The organism is Streptomyces aureus, from assembly GCF_000725495.1.
GTDB lineage: Bacteria > Actinomycetota > Actinomycetes > Streptomycetales > Streptomycetaceae > Streptomyces > Streptomyces aureus_B.
The window spans coordinates 53,803-70,684 of record NZ_JNZD01000025.1 but is presented as its reverse complement, the minus strand read 5'-3'; the positions used below and the strand labels follow the sequence as shown (position 1 = coordinate 70,684).

Sequence of the window (16,882 nt, the reverse complement as noted above, 5' to 3'; positions counted from 1 at the left end):
GGGCTCGCGGGAATTCAGAGCCCGGTGACCTTTCCGCTCGCGGAGACCTCGTAGACCAGGGTCACCGTCCGGTGTCCGCCCGGGGCCAGCCGTACGTCCCAGCGGGCGATGCCGTCGGCGTCGACCGCGTCGGGTTCCGGGGCGCACGCCTCCTTGCGGAGCCGCACCTCCACCGCCGAGACCTCGGACACCGGGATCCGCTCGCGCAGCGTGACGACCTGCTCGTCCTGCTCCCCGGGGGCGGAGAAGCGGGAAAGGTGGAGCCTGACCGTGCGGGTGACGACGGTCCGCTGGGTCAACGAGGTGGTGTCCCGGGTCTCCTCGGCGTGCCGGACCACCCGGTAGTCGTCGTGGCTGCCGAAGGCGAGCTCTACGGGAGCACCGGGGGCGGTGAAGGGCAGCGTGCCACGGCCGGTGAAGCCGCTGTCGCGCACGAGGTCCACCGGTCCGGCCAGCAGCGCGTGCCCGGAGCCGTTGTCGAACCGCACGACCCGAGTGACCAGCGGTGACAGTTCCGGAGAGGAGGCGTACTCGCTGCGCGCGGCACTGGTCACGGCGGAGACCGGGACCCTGTGCGCACGTCCGTCCGCGGGCACGGAGACCGGTACGGGGGAGTGCAGCACGCGGGCCTGGCCCCCGTCGTCCACGCCCGGCAGGCCGAGCACCGGGGCGGGGCCGATCTCGGCGATCTCCTCCTCCCGGAACTCCACGTCCACCGTGCGCCGTTCGGCGGCGGTCCGGTCCGTCAGCGTGAGGTGGTCCTCGGTGAGCCGGGGCGGTTCGCCGGCCCGGGCCGAGCGGGCCGTCGACAGCGTCAGACGGACGTCCGACCAGTCCTCGCCGGTGCGCTGCCAGACCATCGCGTCGGTCTCCAGGGTCAGCGTGTCCCCGTCGAGCACGGCCCGGTAGGCGGGACGCCACAGCGCACACGGCGTGAGGTGGGTCAGGCGCAGCCGCGCCGGACCTGCTTCCGCCGCCTGCACGGTCAGTTCCACGTGGCCGAGCAGTTCGGCGGGCGGCTCCTCGGCCATGTCGAGGGCCCGGTACGTCTCGTCGATCTCGGTGGACAGGGCCGACAACTCGGCTTCCACGGCGCGCAGTTCCTCGCCGCAGGTGTCGCGCTCGCCGTCGACGCGGTCCAGTTCACGGGTCCATCGGTCCTCGTCGGGCTCGCCGAAGCCGGTCCCCTCGGAGATGTCGCGCAGCAGATCGGTGGTGAGCCGGCCGAGTGCTTCGAGGCGGGCCCGGAGCCGGTCGCGGCGCCTGCCGAGGGTGACTTGCTCGGCCTCGAGCTCGTCGACGCGCAGCCGCAGCGCGGAGTCGTCGTCGGCGGGACCCGGCCCGTGCGGCGTCCAGGCGCGGACGATCCGCACGTCCAGGACACTCGCCCCGTGGCCGCCGGTCAGCTCGGCGTGCAGGGTGCGGTCGACCGCGAGCGCGCTCACCGGGCCGAGGCGCAACTGCTGGATACCGGCGTCCAGTTCGAGGTCGGTGGTGCGCTCGACATGGGCGCGGTCCTCGAGACAGGTGACGGCGGTGACGGGCAGCGGGAGGATCTGGGGGTTGGTGGGCATGGTGGGTCAGCTCCTGCGGTTGCCGCCGACGATGGCCTTGGCGGCCGGGACACGGATCTCGTAGCCGCCGTCGAGGGCGGTGCTGCCTCCGGCGGGCAGGTCCACCCGCCACACACGGGTGCCCGGTGCGAGGCTGTCGGGTCCGGCGTCCTGCGGGGGTGTCGTCCAGTCGGCCCGCTCCTCGATGCGGACCTCCGCGTGCGAGGTGACCGGCACCTGTTCGTGGACCTCGACGGTGACGGGCCGCGCGAGCCGGTTGGCGAGCTCGACGTGCACCTGGTGGTCGAGCACGGTGGTGCTGCCGCGCAGGCCCGAGGTCGACTCGCGCAGGTTCGTGCGCCGGGTGACCCGGATGCCCTCGGCCGGTCCGAGCCCCATCCGCCGGACACCGCCGGGAGGGAGCGTGGGCAGCGCGGCGGTCAGCAGGAACTCGTCGTCGACGGTGACCTCGACCGGGCCGGCGAGCAGGGCCTGGTCGGTGGCGTTGGAGAGCACCAGCGTGGCGTACGTCGTCTGTTCCAGGGCCGGTACGCACAGGTACTCGGTCCGCAGGCCGACCGGCATCTCCGTGACGGTGACCGTGTGCCAGGTGCCGTCCGAGGGGATGTCGGCGCGCGCGGCGGCGTCGAAACGGTGGTCGAAGGAGCCCGCCGACTCGCGGGGTCGCACGGCGTGCCCGGGCAGCGGCAGCGCCGAGACGGTCTCGGCGCGCCGCCGGTACTCGACCGCCACGGGGTCGAAGGGCGTGTGCGGGAACAGCCTGCCCCGGGTGTCCGCCTGCACGTCGGGCCCGTTCAGGACGAGCGCGGCGTAATCGAGCTCCGCGTCGCTCGGCCGCGGGGGCCCGGCCGTGACCGGAGCCTGCCCGGGTGGCGGCGGGGCCGCGCGGCCGGGAGCCGCGGGTGCCAGGGACGCGCTCCGGGCGCGGGCCGCGGGCCTGCCCGAGGGTGCCGCCCCCACCGGCTGCGGGGCAGCGGGCAGGGCGCCGCCGAAGGCCGCGGGCGCGGCACCGGGCGCCGCCATGGGCGCGGCCGGCGGCATGCCGTACATCGGGGGCGGCGGGGGCGGCGCGACCGGGCCGGCGGAGGCCACGGGCGCGGCCCCGGCTCCCGCGGCCCAGGGACGGCCGGTTTCAGGGCGGGGTCCCGCCGCGTCGTACCCGGAGAACAGGTCGGCGAGCCCGGCCGGCGGCTCCCGCCAGCCGGAGGGCGCGGGGGCGGTCTGCCGCCGTCCGACCCGCAGGGAGCGCAGCCGGGGCAGATCGGTGCGGCGCCGCAGGTCCGCGGTGGCCAGGGCGACGCGCACCCCGGTCCAGTCCTCGCCGGTGCGCTGGGCGACCGAGGCGCGCAGCACCAGGGTCCCGGAGTCGTCGCCCTGACGATGGGCCAGACGGTACGCGGGCACCCAGACGGCGCCCGGCACCCCGTACTCCAGCTCCAGTTCGACGTCCCCGGACCCTTCGAGGGTCAGCACCGCGCAGACCGTGGTGTCCACGTGCGCCGGCCCCGCGTCGGTGGAGGCACGGTTCCAGCGGTCCAGGGCGATCGAGAACTCGTGCTCGGCGAGGCGCAGTTCCTCCTCCAGCTCGGCGAGGCGCCGGTGCAGGTTCGTGAGCCGTTCGTCGACGAAGTCGGCGAGCCGCAGCCAGGCGTCCACGGGTGTGATGCGGTGCGGGTCGTCGCGCTTGCGGGCCGGGGGAACCGGGCGCAGCGCCGCGACCTCGGCGATCAGGGCCTCGTGCCGGTCGCGGCGGGCCTGGGCGGCGGCGCTGACCTCGCGCAGCCGCTCCATCTCGCGCCGCAGGGCGTCGGCCGTGCCCGCGGCCGCCGGTTCGGCGTCCACCTCCACCCGTACCTCGGTCACGCGGACCCCGTCACCGCCTGCGACCTTGGCGCGCAACGAGTCCGGGTCCATCGAGCGGGGCAGCCCCGCCACCCGCACCCGCCCGTCCGGCGGTACGGTTCCCCGCGCGACCCGGCTGCAGAGCGCTCCCTGCGCGTACACGACGACCGCGTCGAGTGCCGACGCCCATCGCTGTGTTCCCTCGGATTCCTCGGACTTCATGTGCTGCGCCCCCGTCCTGTTCGTGCCTGGCGAAGCCTACGCGCTCGCGATCGCCCTGAGCCGGTGCAGTCGCAGTCCGAGCCGCAGTTCCAGGTCGTTCTCGCGGCGCCAGTCGGGGCCGCGGTCGACACGGGCCGGGCGGCTCACGACGTGCCAGGCGGGACACGGACGCGGTAGGAGCGGAGTCCCTGGGTAACCGGATCTGGGGCGCGGCGCGATCCCACGCGAAGCGGTCCTGCTCATCGTCCGGGCACGGCATCGCCGGAGGGTCTTCAGGGCCACGGCCCCGCCGCTCGATCACGGGCCGGTCGACTGCGTCGACGTCCCGCTACGGACGGGTGGCGTACAGGGTGACAGAGGTTCGCAGCCAGCCGGCCCACGCTGAGGAGTCCGCGGGTTTCCCTCACGGGTAAAATTGCAGAAAGCGAGAAGCAGCCTGCTCGGGGACACGCCTTGAATGCCTCGGCAGGGTCCTTTTCTCCGGGGATATCCAGCTGACCCGCATCAGGGTGCGGGTGGGATCAGCCCCTTCCGCACCACACCGGTCAGACGAGGCACGCAATGGATCCATGGCTGATCTGGTTGATCATCGCGGCCCTGTTGGCTGCGGCCGAGATCTTCACCGTTACCGCTGCGCTCGGAATGCTGAGTGCGGCCGCGTTGGTCACGGCGGGGTCCGCCGCGGTCGGACTGCCGCTGCCGTTGCAGTTCTTGGTGTTCACCGTTGTGGCTGTAGTCAGCGTGCTGTTTGTGCGCCCCATCGCGCTGCGCCACGTTCGCCGGCCCCAAGCGGAGAGGTTCGGCGTGGAAGCGCTGATCGGCAGGAGCGCGTATGTCGTCTCGGAGGTGACGGGCCTGGGTGGCAGGGTCCGCATCGGTGGCGAGGAGTGGACGGCCCGTGCCTACGACGAGACGTTGGTGATTCCTCCTGGAAGGATTGTCGACGTCATGGAGATCAGCGGCGCCACCGCGATTGTCTACCCCCGGGACTGAGACCATGGAAAATACGGCGTTGTTGATCGGCGGCCTGATCGTCGCGCTGATCGCGGTCTTCACCGTGGTGCGGGCGGTCCGGATCGTGCCCCAGGCGCGCGCTCGCAATGTCGAGCGGCTCGGCCGCTACCACCGGACTCTGAATCCCGGCCTCAGCCTGGTCATCCCTTACATCGACCGCGTTCGACCGATGATCGATCTGCGGGAACAGGTCGTTTCCTTCAAACCGCAGCCTGTCATCACCGAAGACAATCTGGTTGTCGAGATCGACACGGTTCTGTATTTCCAGGTCACCGACCCGCGAGCGGCGTTCTACGAGATCGCGAATTTCCTTCAGGCGGTCGAGCAGCTCACCGTCACCACCTTGCGTAATGTCGTGGGGTCCATGGACCTGGAGAAGACGCTCACCTCACGGGACACCATCAACAGCCAGCTTCGCGGCGTGTTGGACGAGGCCACCGGAAAATGGGGGCTGAGGGTCAACCGGGTGGAGATCAAGGCCATCGACCCTCCGCAGTCCATCAAGGACGCCATGCAGAAGCAGATGCGAGCCGAGCGGGACAAGCGGGCCGCGATTCTCGGGGCTGAGGGGCAACGCCAGTCGCAGATCCTCACCGCCGAAGGCGACAAGCAGGCTGCTGTCCTGCGTGCGGAAGGCAACCGGACCGCTGCGATCCTTCAGGCGGAGGGCCAGTCGCGGGCCATCGACGAGGTGTTCCAGGCCGTGCATCGCAACGATCCCGACCCCAAGCTGCTCGCCTACCAGTACCTTCAGACGCTCCCCCAACTCGCGCAAGGCTCGGGCAACAATTTCTGGGTGATCCCCAGCGAGATCACCTCCGCGCTCCAGGGCGTGTCCCGCGCCTTCAGCGAGGTGCTGCCCCAGTCGCAGGCCACTCGCGAGAAGCCGACGGACGACATGGTCGCCCAGGCCGCCAACGACAAGGCCCAGGCGGAAGAAGCCGCTGCCGCGGCTCTCGCCGACGCAGCCAGGGCCGAGGGTGCCGACCCCGGTGCACTCCCGCCTCACCCGCCCCGCTGAAGGCGGGCGGACCCTGCCTCTTCCCTCCTAGGTCCCCTCGATCCCCACCGATGGCCTACGGCAGCCGCAGGATCGATGCGTCGGCCGCGTTGGCCTGTTCATGGACACCATGTTCCATGACAAGCTGGGCTTCCCACTGCCCGAACCGGAGGTCACCATGACTGCTGAACCCTCGCCGCAAGAAGGTTCGGAGCCGGCCGGCATCGAGGAGCCCGCGTCGGCTCCCGGCGCCGCGCAGGATGATTTGAAACGCAAGTTCCGGGACGCCCTGGCGCGCAAGCGGGGCATGCAGGCCGACGCGACCGCCCTCGCTGCGAATGCCGACACGTCGAAGATCCGTGGAGCGCACGGCCCGGCTGCGAGTCAGAGGTCGTTTCGGCGCAAGAGCGGCGGCTGAGTCCAAACGGCCCGGAGGGGATTGCCGGGACGGGGGCCGGCTGTCGTGCCGGCCCCCTCAGCTCTCGCCTTGGGCCGCCGCCTCACGACCCATTGGGCGAGGCCGTCATCGCCGGCGACGTCAGGCGGTATCGAGTCGAGCCGGCTGTCGGTCGCTTTCGGCAAGCTGCCGACATCCAGTCAGTCCCACTGCACGTGGCCGAGCGGGTGACGATGATGCCCTCACTGCAGCAACAGGTTCAGAGCGTCCTCGACGAGCTCGTGGACACCGGGGCCGAAACCGGCTTGCAGGTTGCCGTTCATCACCAGGGTGCTCTTGTCGTCGATGCCGTCGCGGGCGTCGCCGACGCCATGACCGGGCGCGGCATGACCTCAGCGACCCCGATCTTCAGCTTCTCTGCAGGCAAGGTCATGACGTCGCTGATCGCTCACCTGCTCGTCAAGTCCGGCGTTGTCGGATACGAGACACCAGTGGCCGAGCTGTGGCCGGAGTTCGGTGCCCACGGCAAGGTGACCGCGACTCTTCGACACGTTCTGACCCACTCGGTCGGCGTGCCGGCGATGCCTCGTGACATCGGACCTGCCGACCTGACCGACTGGTCGCGGGTGTGTACCGCGATCGCCGACGCCGAACCGCGGTGGCTGCCTGGGACCGAGACGGGATACCACGCGTTCACCTACGGCTTCCTCATCGGCGAGGTCGCACGCCGGGCCACGGGCAAACCGATGCGGCAACTCCTGCACGAGTGGGTCACCGAGCCCCTGGGTCTCGACGGTGACCTGTACTTCGGCGTCCCCCGAGCCGACCTGGCCCGGCTGGCACGACTCGAAGACGCCGCACCGCACCCCGTCGCCCCACCCGACGGCGATGCCGTCCTTGCGCCCTGGGAACGGCAGCCGGCCGCGGCCATGGGCAACAGCGACGAGATCCTGCAAGCGGACATCCCGTCAGTCGGTACCTTCACCGCGCGGGGAATTGCTGCCATGAACGCCGCACTTCTCGCCGGTTCTCTCATCGACTCACACCAGCTCAGGGAGTTGACGGCGGTGGCCTTCGAAGGCACCGACCAGGTCTTCGGCAACCATGCGCGGCTGGCCCTGGGCTATCCGCTCGGCCGCATCGGTACTCCGCCGGACGAGGCACCCACCACGTTCGGCTGGGTCGGTGGTGGCGGCAGCTACGTCTACGCCGACACCGCCACCGGCACCTCCTTCGCCATGACCAAGACCCGTCTCACCCCCCACTTCAACACGGCACAACGACTCGCAGATCTGACCGCAGCCGAGATCAACCCCCACGCTTGATATTGAGGTTTCCGGGACGATCCATCCCCGGACCGCTGAGCGTGCTGTGGATGCGTCCTGCGAAGTGTTCGTAGAGCCCGGTGCGGCCCAGGGTGTGCCGCACCTTGTCGTGGGAGCCGCTGGAGGCGACGCATGTCGGCAGGGATCGACGACGCTCGGCCGACCCTCTGCGGACCGAGCGACACCGCCCCCGAGGCGTGGAGCACCACCTCGCTCTTGATCTCGCGGCGTCGGGGCAGGGCGAAGGTGTGTTGCCCTCCCTCTGGTGCCGCCGCGTCCCAGGGCGCCTAGTGCGGGAACGGGTCCATCTCGGGTGCCTCCTTCGCGCGGTGCCGGCCAGGCCGGCAGCCCGAGAAGGGGCCGGAGGGGTCCCGCAGGGAGGCCAGCACGGGGCCGAGATGGTCGCGGTGCCAGGTGGAGGGGCCGGTCGCACCCGACCCCGCGCCGGTCAGCTCCTGCCACGCCATCCACAGGCCGTACAGCTGCGCCACCGCCTCCGGGTGCTGCCACCAGCGGGAGCACCAGGCCGCGCCCGAGGTGACCTCCCTGCCGTAGACCGGGAGCAGCAGGTGCCGCACCCACAGGGTCAGCCGGTGCAGTCCGTCGTCGTACTCGGAGCCGTCCATGTAGAGGATGAAGGCGGGCTTGTTCTCCTGATCCTCGGCGGCTCGCGCTTCGAGGGCCGTCATGTCCGTGCTCCGTCCGTCCAGTGATCCTTCGTCACCCACACGACGGAGGGGCGGCGCCGACGGTTCAACCGGTTGAACCCGCCGCTTGCCCGATCCGTTGTTGCTGTCGGCCGAGGGCACGGGGTCATCGGCGCAGGGAGGAACGCACATGCCTGAGCGTGATCCGGCCAGGGAGCCGGAGCGGGTCCAGATGATCTGGTTCGGGGACGAACTCAGCGCGAACGCGCGGGCGGGGCTGCAGGAGCTCAGCACGCGCTTCCCCAACTCCGAGAAACAGCTGGTGGTCATGCCGCGTCGCCGTCCCGGGGAGGCCGGGCAGCAGCGCACGGCGGAGCTGATGCAGGGATACCGGAACGAGGCGCAACAGCACGGCGTCAGCGTCCGCCACATCCGTGACGAGACGCGAACGCTCGCCAGGTTCATGCAGCCCAAGTACAACCACCAGACCGTCGACGACATCTTCAAGATGGAGATGAGCAACGCCGGATACATCGCCGCGAAGGACCTGGCGACGTATCTCCTCCGGGCGAACGAGACCGGCCTGAGTGTGGACCTGTCGCACCACCGCATGACGGACGGGGAGTGGCAGGCGGTCCAGACCGACCGAAACTTCACACCGGAGGCCGTGGCGCCCTTCGACTTCTCGACCGCCGAGCTGAAGGTCGTCGACCTCTCGCACGGCCAGGACGCCAATATGCGCAACGTCCTGCACGCGGGCTTCCAGTCGATGACGGAACACCACGGCGACGCGAACATCGACCCTCAGATGATGCCGCACCTCGACACCTTCGCCCTCTACACACGGGAAGGCACGCGGGGGCAGCAGGCGGCCCAGACGGCGGCGGTGATGCACGTCGGCTATCTCGCGAAGCTGGCCCAGGACGAGGACCTGAAGGGCAACGTCACGTTCAGCCCGGGTGACACGAACAAGCGCTTCAGGCCGGACACCGTCAATCTCCACGAGAGCAACGACCTGGGGGCCAAGTACAACACCCAGGACGGCCGGCGCGCGGACATCATCGGCCGCATGAACATCAGCGCCCTGGCCGACGGCATCCACGCGGCGTACGGGAGACCCGCCACGCCCCCGGGCGGCCCGGGCACGGACATGCCGACGATGCAGGTGGACCAGGAGACCTGGAACGACATCACCATGCGGGCGTTCCAGGTGGACAACGTCCGGGTGCTCCCGCAGCTCAGCCTCGGCAAGGACAACCAGGGAGCCTGGCGCACCGATCCGACCCAGAACCCGGCCGACCTGACGAACATCCAGGGCGAGCGGATCACCCTCGTCCAGGCCAGCAACATCGGCGTCAGCAGGGCGGCCGACCTCGGTTTCGACGGACTGGACAGACCCGCCCACCTGCCCTACCGGGTCGAGCGTTCCTCCTCGGTCGACAACTCGCCCCGGCGCACGCCGAGTCCGCTGTCCTCCTCGGACGAGAGCATGGGGCAGGTCACCAGCCAGGTGGCCGCTCTCCAGATGCCCAGGACCCCGTCTCCCGAGGGCCCGGGGCTCACCGACTCGGCGGCGGTCGCGAGGCCCAACCTGGTCCGCTCCGCGTCGACCCCGGGGCAGGGGCGCTAGGGCCTGTCTGACAATTCCCGTCTGCCCGGCGACGCCATGCACGCCCTCTCGCCGCACCGGCCCCAGACCCGAGTACATCCAGTACGCGGGTCTGGGGCCGGCACGCCGAGAGCACGCACCTGACGCCGCCGGGCCGCCCTCCGGGCGACGACGCGAATTGTCAGACAGGCCCTAGGCGGACAGACGGAGGGGCGAGGACGAACCCGCCCCTCCGTGACGGACGTGACGCCCGCCGCTCCCTTCGCGACGGACAGGACGCCCGCCGTCCCCGGACCGGCGGCCCGGAGACGGCGGGACGGGGACGCGCGCCGGGCCCGTCCCACCGCGTTTTCCGGCGCCGTTACTGCGCCATCTCGTACGCCCCCGACAGCGCCTCGACGCGCTGCCAGATCTCCGCCGCGCGGGCCTCGTCCACGACGGGACGCCGGATCGCGCCGAGCGCCCAGCCCTGCTGCTCCTCCGTGGCCGAGTCCTTGCCGTGCAGTTCGACGCAGTGTCCGGAGAAGTCACGGACCAGGACGGAGAACAGCTCGTCGAGCACGGACTCGTCCAGGTCCGTCAGACGTGCCTGCTCCAGGATCAGCTGTCCGTGCACCACCAGCGCGAACAACTGGCCCACGGACAGCAGGAAGTCGAGGTCGCGGCTCTGCGTCTCGTCGGGGGCCATGGTGGTGACGAACGCGCACAGGGCGTCGGCCTGCTCGCGGAAGCGGGCGACGTTCGGGACCTCGGCGTACGCGTCGTAGGCCGCGCGCCAGTCGTGGAAGCGCACCGAACCCAGGCCGCGGGCCGGACCCTGCCGGAAGAGGAAGTCGTCGTCGGCCGCGTCCAGACGGGTCGGCACGTCGGGGTGGGCGACCGGCTCCAGCAGGTGGTTGCGCATGAACTTGAGGATCAGCGCGAGGTTGACGTGGACCGTGCCCTCCAGCTTGGGCAGGCCGCGGATCTCGATCGCGGCCTGGGAGAAGTAGTTGTCCTTCTCGAAGCCCTTGGCGGCGATCACGTCCCACATCAGGTCGATGACCTTCTCGCCCTCCGTGGTCACCTTCATCTTCGTCATCGGGTTGAAGAGGAGGTAACGGCGGTCCTCGGGACCGGCCGAACGGAAGTAGTCGACGGCACGGTCGCTGAACAGCTTCATGCCCACGAGACGCACGTACGCCTCGGCCAGCTCCCGGCGCACGTGCGGGAACGCGGTGACGGGACGGCCGTAGAGGATGCGGTTGCTCGCGTGCGTGACGGCCTCGTACATCGCGTGCTCGCAGATGCCGATCGAGGCGGTGCAGAGGTTGAACTTGCCGACGTTGACGGTGTTGAGGGCGGCGTCGAAGGCGGCGCGGCCGGTGTGCAGCACGTCCTCGGGGCCGACCGGGTAGTCCTCCAGGCGGAACTCGCTGACGAACTTGGAGGAGTCGACGACGTTCTTCACCAGGTGGTACGACGGGTGGCGGCTGTCGGCGGCGAAGAAGACGTAGCCGTCCGGGCCCTCGACGTCGGTGCGCCGGCCGAACACCGAGACCAGACCGGCCGCGTTGCCGTTGCCGATGTAGTACTTGGAGCCGGTGGCACGGAAGCCGCCGTCCTCGGTGGGCTCCAGCAGCATGTCGGTGGAGTAGATGTCGGCGCCGTGGGCCTTCTCGGAGAGGCCGAACGCGAAGACCTCGCCCTGGTTCAGAAGGTCCGCGGCACGGGTGCGGGCGTCCGCGTTGTCGCTCTGCCAGACCGGGCCGAGACCGAGGATGGTCACCTGCCAGGCGTACCAGTAGTCGAGGCCGTAGAAGCCGAGGATCTCGTTCAGGGCGGCGATCCGGGCCGTGTCCCAGCGCTGGTCCGCGTCCCCGGCGGCGGAGGCCGGGGTCAGGAACGTCGCGAACAGCCGCTCCTTGGCGGCGAAGGCGAGGAAGTCACCGAGCCAGGCGCGGGTGCGGTAGTCCTCGATGATCCGGCGCTTGCCGCGCTCCTCGAACCAGTCGACGGTGGCGCGCAGCAGCCGGCGCGTCTCGGGGTCGAAGTGCGCCGGGTCGTAGGTGTGCGGATTGAACAGCAGGGGGGTGCTCATGAGGGTCCGCCTTCCGGGGGAGGGGGTCGAGGGTGTGCCGTGTGCGGGACGAGGTGGTCGAGGATGTGCCGAGTGCGGGACGGGGCAAGCGGGGGTGGCTCAGGCGGACGGCTCCGAGGAGGCGCCGTCCCGGGAAGCGGCGGTGCTTCCGGCCCGCGCGGCCAGGCCGCGGAGGGTGGCCAGGACGTCGTCGAGCCAGGCGATCGTCATGCGCTCGTACGCGATGCCGCCGCGCAGCACGACGTGCTGCAGTTCCTGGCCGGTGTCGAGAGGACTCGGCGCGTCGGGCCCGGTGAAGTCCCGCAGTTCACCGGCGAGATAGCGCGCGAGCCGGTCGCTGTGGGCCTGATGGTGCCGCCGGACCTCGTCGACGAGCGCGGCCGGATCGTCGAAGGCGGCGCCGCGGATCTTCACCGCCAGTTCGTGCCGGATGCTCTCCGGCTCGATCGGCTCGTGCAGCCACTGGGAGAGGACGGCGCGCCCGGGGGCGGCGACGGAGTACTCCTTCTTGTCCGGCCGGCCCTGCTGCGGCACCTCGAGGACGGCCAGGACGCCCTCGCTCTCCATGCGCTTGAGCACGCGGTAGATCTGCTGGTGCGTGGCGGTCCAGAAGTAGCCGATGGACCGCTCGAACCGCCGGGCCAGCTCGTAGCCGGAACCCGGCTTTTCCAGCAGGGAGACGAGGATCGCGTGTTCGAGCGCCATACCGCACAGCTTTCTATGCAACTCGTTGCATAGGCAAGCGTGACCGCGCGGGTGAGACACGGCTCACCCGGGCGACCGCACACGCCACGGCGCCAAGCGCCCGGGAGGTGCGGGTACGGGGGCATGGCGTGTGCGGGCCGGTCAGCGGGTGCGTTCCGTGATCCGGGTGCGGGCGACCGGTGATCACCGGTTCCTTGCCGGCGCGCAGTTGGGAATTGGCCGGTAATCAGCGGCGCCTGGGCCGATGGCGCGCGGGTCGTCCGGGATCGTAGGAAGCGATCGCACAGCAGTCAGACGGACGCGGCACGGGGGTCGGGTCGATGGATGTCCACGCACGTGTCCACCCGGTGCACCCGGCCCTGCGCGGCCTGGTCACGGGTGGCTATCACCTGGGTTCCGAGCTCCTCGCACCGGGGGAGGTGATCGCGGTGCCCGCCGCTCCGGGCGTCTCGATCAACGTCAACATCGGAGCGGCCCCGGCAGGGTTCCCCTCCGCGTACGCGGTGGGACCCGGCCACCTGTACCACTACGGGGCCCGGGAGTCCTTACCCCCGACGAGAGTCGACTGGGTCGGCCTGCGGCTCAGCCCCCTCGGGGCGTACGTCCTGCTCGGCGGACTGGTCGGCGAGCTGGGCAAGAGCGTCGTGGATCTCGGTGATCTGTTCGGTCCGGCGGGCCGGGTGCTCGCGGACCGGTTCCGCGGTGCCGACAGCCCTGCGGCCCACCTCGCGGTACTCGACGCCTTCCTGCTGCGCCGGGCCGAGGCGGGAGCCCGGCCGAACCCCGAGGTGATCAGGGCCTGGCACCGCCTGACGCGGTCCGGGGGCAGTGCGCCCGTCGCGCACCTGGCGGCGGAAGCCGGGTGGAGCGCCGACCACTTCGGCCGGGTCTTCCACCGGCAGATCGGTATGGCACCCAAGTCCGCCGGCCGTCTGATCCGCCTCGGACAACTGCTCCGGCACGCCGAACCGGGCCGCTCGCACTGGCCGGAGCTCGCGGCGGAGCACGGGTTCTGCGACCAGCCCCACCTCAATCGCGACATGCGCGAGTTCATGGGAGTGTCCCCGGCGACGTACTTCTCCCGGCTGCGGTCGTGCGGCTGCCTCGTCGCCTCCGCGCCGGAGCGGCGCGGATCGGATACGTCCAAGACGGCGGCCCCCACCCGTCCCTAGCCTCCCTGGCCATGAACTTCCGACGCCTCACCAGACCGCTGCGCCGGGGCGCGGTCGCGGTGACTGCCCTGCTCACCGCCGCCTTCTACGCCGGCGTGTCCGCCCCTCCGGCCCAGGCGGACGACGACACTCCCTGGGAAGCCCTCAACCAGATCGCGAACGTCGCGAACAGCCAGTTGTCGCTCTCCATCAACAACAACGGGCCCGGTACGGTGTGCAGCCCCGGCTACCTGACGAGTTGCAGCGGAAACGGTGGCAAGGGCGAGTACTGGTGCGCCGACTTCGCCCGCTGGGTGTGGGCCTACGCCGGATTCCGCACCGACGGCCTCGACCCCTCCGCGGTCAGCTTCAAGCACATGGCCGGCGCCTACGGCGGTGAACACTCCACGCCCAAGCTCGGCGACGCCGTCCTGTTCCACAACAGGTTCGGCAGCGACCGGGGCGTCGTGCACCACGTGGCCATCGTCGTCCGTGTCTCGGCGATCACCGGCGAGGTGACCTTCGTCAGCGGAGACGTCGGCGGGGAGGAGAACACCCGCGGTCCGGAAGGCGACGAGCAGGCCCACTACGCCCACACCGCCAAGGTCCGGCAGGACACCCTCGACTGGGCGCCGGGCACCCACTTCGGCGGATCCGAGGCGATCGACGGCTACGTCAGTCCGGTGCTCAAGGGCCGGCCCCTCCATGGCGGCGGGGGCGGCAGCACGGGCGGTGCCGGAGGCACGAGCAGCTACAAGAGCTGGGTGCGGACGTACGGCTCCGCGCCCGGACGGGACCACGTGCGCAGGTCGGTTCGGGTGGTGCGTTCAATCACTGGTGGTTGTACACGGACATGGACACGGGTGGCCGTGACTTCGTCTCCGCCTATTACCTGAGCGGTCAGGGCAACGACGTCGCCAACGACGAGAACGGCTCACCGCTGCCCGAGTGCGACGGCGAGACCAGCGGCACCGGACGCAGCGGCGGCAGATACTGGGTGCGCACCTTCACCGGCGCACCGGGCCGCGACAACGGCGGCACGCTGAACGCGGGCCGGAACTACGTGTTTGCGCAGGTCGGTTCGGGTGGTGCGTTCAATCACTGGTGGTTGTACACGGACATGGACACGGGTGGCCGTGACTTCGTCTCCGCCTATTACCTGAGCGGCCAGGGCAACGACACCGCCAACGACGAGACCGGAGCACCCGTCCCGAACTGTGGTTCCGGGGACGACGGCGGTGGCCGCTCCTGGGTGACCACGTTCGCCTCGGCTCCCGGTCGGGACCACGGCGGCACGCTGTACGCGGGGCAGAACTACGTCTTGTGCCGTGTGTGGGGTGCGCAGGTCGGTTCGGGTGGTGCGTTCAATCACTGGTGGTTGTACACGGACATGGACACGGGTGGCCGTGACTACGTCTCCGCGTACTACCTGAGCGGCCAGGGCAACGACACCGCCAACGACCAGAACGGAAACCCGATCCGGAACTGCTGACGAACGGTTGCGGTCCTGCCCCGCGTCGGGGGACGGGGCAGGACCGCGACGCCGGGATCGCCGGTTCTTCCGGGCGGGCCGCTAACGGCGGTGCATGGTCTCCTCCTCGGCGCGCGGCCACGGCCGCGTCGGGGGCCGGGCCGGCGCGTGGGCGCCGGCCCGGCCCGTGCTCCTCACGGGCTCACACGGTCGTCGAGCGCACCGCCGCGCCACGGCGGGGCCGTGGTCCCACGGCTGTCGTCCCACGTGTGGACGGCCCTGTCGGTCTGGCGGCGCAGCCGGTCCTGGAGCCGGTCGACCAGCTCGGTGCCCGTCGACTCCTCGGCCGCCGCCACGACCTGACGGCGTCCGACGCGCACGTCGGCGGTCGCCGACCACGGGTGGCCGGAGTGATGGGCCCCGGCCCGGACGATGCGCACCTCGCCGGTGACGGCGGGAAGGCCGGGGCGGCCGAGGACGGCGTCGATCTTCGTACGGGCGTACTCCAGGGTGGCCGCGTCCACGGCGCCCTCGGAACGCAGCCGGACCTGGGGGGTCGGCCGCGTGTTGTCGTTGGTCACAGGGATCCTTCTTTCGGATCGGTACGGAACGGAACGACAGGGGAGGTCAGGCCGTGGCGTCGGGCAGCCACAGGTCGGGGCCGAAGACCTCGTAGCGGATGTGGCGCGGGGACACACCGGCGGCCAGCAGCTGTCCGCGCACGTCCCGCATGAACGGGAGCGCGCCGCACAGGAACACGGTGGCCTCGTCGGGGATCTCCGTGCCGCCCAGGTCCATGAGACCGGTCCGCGCGCCGGGCTCCTCCGGCCCCGGACGCTCGTACCAGAACACCGACCGGGCGTCCGCCAGCCGCTCGACCAGCTCGTGCGTCTCGGCGCGCAGGGCGTGGTCGGCGGGGGAGCGGTCGGCGTGCAGGACCAGGACGGGCCGGGTCGAGCCGAGGGCCGCGAGGTGGGCCAGGATGCCGGTCATCGGGGTGCAGCCGATGCCCGCCGACACCAGCACGACCGGCGTGTCCGCGTCGGCCGGGTCGTCGAGGAACACGTCGCCGAACGGCGCGGACAGGAGCAACTCGTCGCCCTCGCCGACAGTCTCGTGCAGCAGGGTCGAGACCTCGCCGTCCGGCTCCGCCCCCTCGCCCGCGGCCCGCTTCACGGTGATCCGGCGCAGCTCGCCGCCCGGGTCCGAGGACAGGCTGTACTGGCGCACCTGGTGCACCCCGTCGGGCATCCGCACCCGGACGCTCACGTACTGGCCGGCGCGGGCCCGCGGCGCCGGTCCGCCGTCCGCCGGGCGCAGCAGGAAGGACACGGCGTCGGAGGTCTCCGGGCGCCGTTCGACGACCGTCCACGGCCGCCAGGTCCCGCCGGGCCGGACCCCCGCGTCCTGGTAGAGCAGGGCCTCCCGGCCGATCAGCGCGCCGGCCATCAGCCAGTAGACCTCGTCCCAGGCGGCCGCGACCTCGGGGGTGACCGCGGCCCCGAGGACGTCGGCGATCGCGCCGAACAGGTACTTGTGGACGATCGTGTACTGGTCGTCGGTGACACCGACGGCGGCGTGCTTGTGCGCGATCCGCGACAGCAGGGCGTCGGGCCGAGTGCCGGGGTTGTCCAGGAGCGCCGTGGCGAACCCGGCGATCGATCCCGCCAGCGCCCGGCGCTGTGCTCCGCTGGCCTGGTTCCCGCGGTTGAACATCCCGTCGAGCAGTTCCGGCCGGTCGCGGAACATGGTCGCGTAGAAGCGGGTGGTGATCTCGTCGAGCGCCCCGGCCACGGCGGGCAGGGTGGCCCGTACGAGGGCTGCGGACTCCGCGGACAGCATCGA

15 protein-coding genes and 1 pseudogene are annotated in these 16,882 nt (G+C 71.2%); 8 read left to right on the top strand and 8 right to left on the bottom strand.

Annotation, left to right across the window (positions count from 1 at the left end):
* Positions 1-14: 14 nt before the first annotated feature.
* Positions 15-1,574, bottom strand: a complete 1,560-nt coding sequence (locus tag IO36_RS27050; protein ID WP_037623593.1) for a mucoidy inhibitor MuiA family protein — start codon at positions 1,572-1,574, stop codon at positions 15-17.
* A gap of 6 nt (positions 1,575-1,580) precedes the next feature.
* Entirely contained in the window at positions 1,581-3,638 is a 2,058-nt protein-coding gene (locus IO36_RS27045; RefSeq protein ID WP_051900978.1) for a DUF4139 domain-containing protein, read from the bottom strand.
* Between the two features lie 561 nt (positions 3,639-4,199).
* Here IO36_RS27045 and IO36_RS27040 point away from each other — a divergent pair.
* The 4 genes from IO36_RS27040 to IO36_RS27025 all read left to right on the top strand — a co-directional run bounded on the left by IO36_RS27040 (position 4,200) and on the right by IO36_RS27025 (position 7,374).
* Positions 4,200-4,631 (top strand): NfeD family protein, encoded by a 432-nt coding sequence (locus tag IO36_RS27040; protein ID WP_037623592.1) that lies wholly within the window; start codon positions 4,200-4,202, stop codon positions 4,629-4,631.
* A gap of 4 nt (positions 4,632-4,635) precedes the next feature.
* Entirely contained in the window at positions 4,636-5,673 is a 1,038-nt protein-coding gene (locus IO36_RS27035; RefSeq protein ID WP_037623590.1) for an SPFH domain-containing protein, read from the top strand.
* A 157-nt stretch (positions 5,674-5,830) separates the two neighbouring features.
* Entirely contained in the window at positions 5,831-6,070 is a 240-nt protein-coding gene (locus tag IO36_RS27030) for a DUF5302 domain-containing protein (protein ID WP_037623704.1), read from the top strand.
* 194 nt (positions 6,071-6,264) lie between these two features.
* Positions 6,265-7,374 (top strand): serine hydrolase domain-containing protein, encoded by a 1,110-nt coding sequence (locus IO36_RS27025; protein WP_245173501.1) that lies wholly within the window; start codon positions 6,265-6,267, stop codon positions 7,372-7,374.
* Positions 7,375-7,417: 43 nt separating this feature from the next.
* Here the strand turns inward: IO36_RS27025 and IO36_RS48395 are convergent.
* Both IO36_RS48395 and IO36_RS27020 read right to left on the bottom strand, forming a co-directional pair.
* Positions 7,418-7,516, bottom strand: a pseudogene (locus tag IO36_RS48395) (HAD family hydrolase); the annotation flags it as partial.
* Positions 7,517-7,661: 145 nt separating this feature from the next.
* Positions 7,662-8,063, bottom strand: coding sequence for a DUF4913 domain-containing protein (locus IO36_RS27020; RefSeq protein WP_037623589.1), 402 nt, complete (start codon positions 8,061-8,063; stop codon positions 7,662-7,664).
* 148 nt (positions 8,064-8,211) lie between these two features.
* Between IO36_RS27020 and IO36_RS27015 the strand changes: the two genes are divergently transcribed.
* Positions 8,212-9,651: a hypothetical protein gene (locus tag IO36_RS27015; RefSeq protein ID WP_037623588.1), complete on the top strand. Its 1,440-nt coding sequence runs from the start codon at positions 8,212-8,214 to the stop codon at positions 9,649-9,651.
* Positions 9,652-9,991: 340 nt separating this feature from the next.
* Here IO36_RS27015 and IO36_RS27010 read toward each other — a convergent pair whose 3' ends face one another.
* Both IO36_RS27010 and IO36_RS27005 read right to left on the bottom strand, forming a co-directional pair.
* Entirely contained in the window at positions 9,992-11,710 is a 1,719-nt protein-coding gene (locus IO36_RS27010) for an acyl-CoA dehydrogenase family protein (protein WP_037623587.1), read from the bottom strand.
* Positions 11,711-11,809: 99 nt separating this feature from the next.
* The gene (locus tag IO36_RS27005) at positions 11,810-12,415 is read right to left on the bottom strand and encodes a PadR family transcriptional regulator (RefSeq protein ID WP_037623586.1); all 606 of its coding nucleotides are present in this window, start codon (positions 12,413-12,415) and stop codon (positions 11,810-11,812) included.
* A 320-nt stretch (positions 12,416-12,735) separates the two neighbouring features.
* On the opposite strand from IO36_RS27005, the gene IO36_RS43370 reads away from it, so the two are divergent.
* From IO36_RS43370 to IO36_RS43365, 3 genes are read left to right on the top strand one after another with little or no spacing between them, the layout of a single operon-like run.
* Positions 12,736-13,587, top strand: a complete 852-nt coding sequence (locus tag IO36_RS43370; RefSeq protein WP_051900977.1) for a helix-turn-helix domain-containing protein — start codon at positions 12,736-12,738, stop codon at positions 13,585-13,587.
* An 11-nt stretch (positions 13,588-13,598) separates the two neighbouring features.
* Positions 13,599-14,462: a CHAP domain-containing protein gene (locus IO36_RS26995; RefSeq protein ID WP_037623585.1), complete on the top strand. Its 864-nt coding sequence runs from the start codon at positions 13,599-13,601 to the stop codon at positions 14,460-14,462.
* Complete coding sequence (locus tag IO36_RS43365; RefSeq protein ID WP_051900976.1) at positions 14,420-15,058, top strand: hypothetical protein; 639 nt, start codon at positions 14,420-14,422, stop codon at positions 15,056-15,058. The genes IO36_RS26995 and IO36_RS43365 overlap by 43 nt, the downstream gene beginning before the upstream one ends.
* 173 nt (positions 15,059-15,231) lie before the next feature.
* On the opposite strand, the gene IO36_RS26980 is transcribed toward IO36_RS43365, so the two are convergent.
* Together IO36_RS26980 and IO36_RS26975 are read right to left on the bottom strand one after the other, a co-directional pair.
* Positions 15,232-15,618 carry a hypothetical protein gene (locus IO36_RS26980; protein WP_037623584.1) on the bottom strand — a complete coding sequence of 129 codons (387 nt, stop codon included), beginning with the start codon at positions 15,616-15,618 and terminating at the stop codon, positions 15,232-15,234.
* A gap of 46 nt (positions 15,619-15,664) precedes the next feature.
* Positions 15,665-16,879, bottom strand: a complete 1,215-nt coding sequence (locus tag IO36_RS26975) for a globin domain-containing protein (protein WP_037623582.1) — start codon at positions 16,877-16,879, stop codon at positions 15,665-15,667.
* Positions 16,880-16,882: the final 3 nt, after the last annotated feature.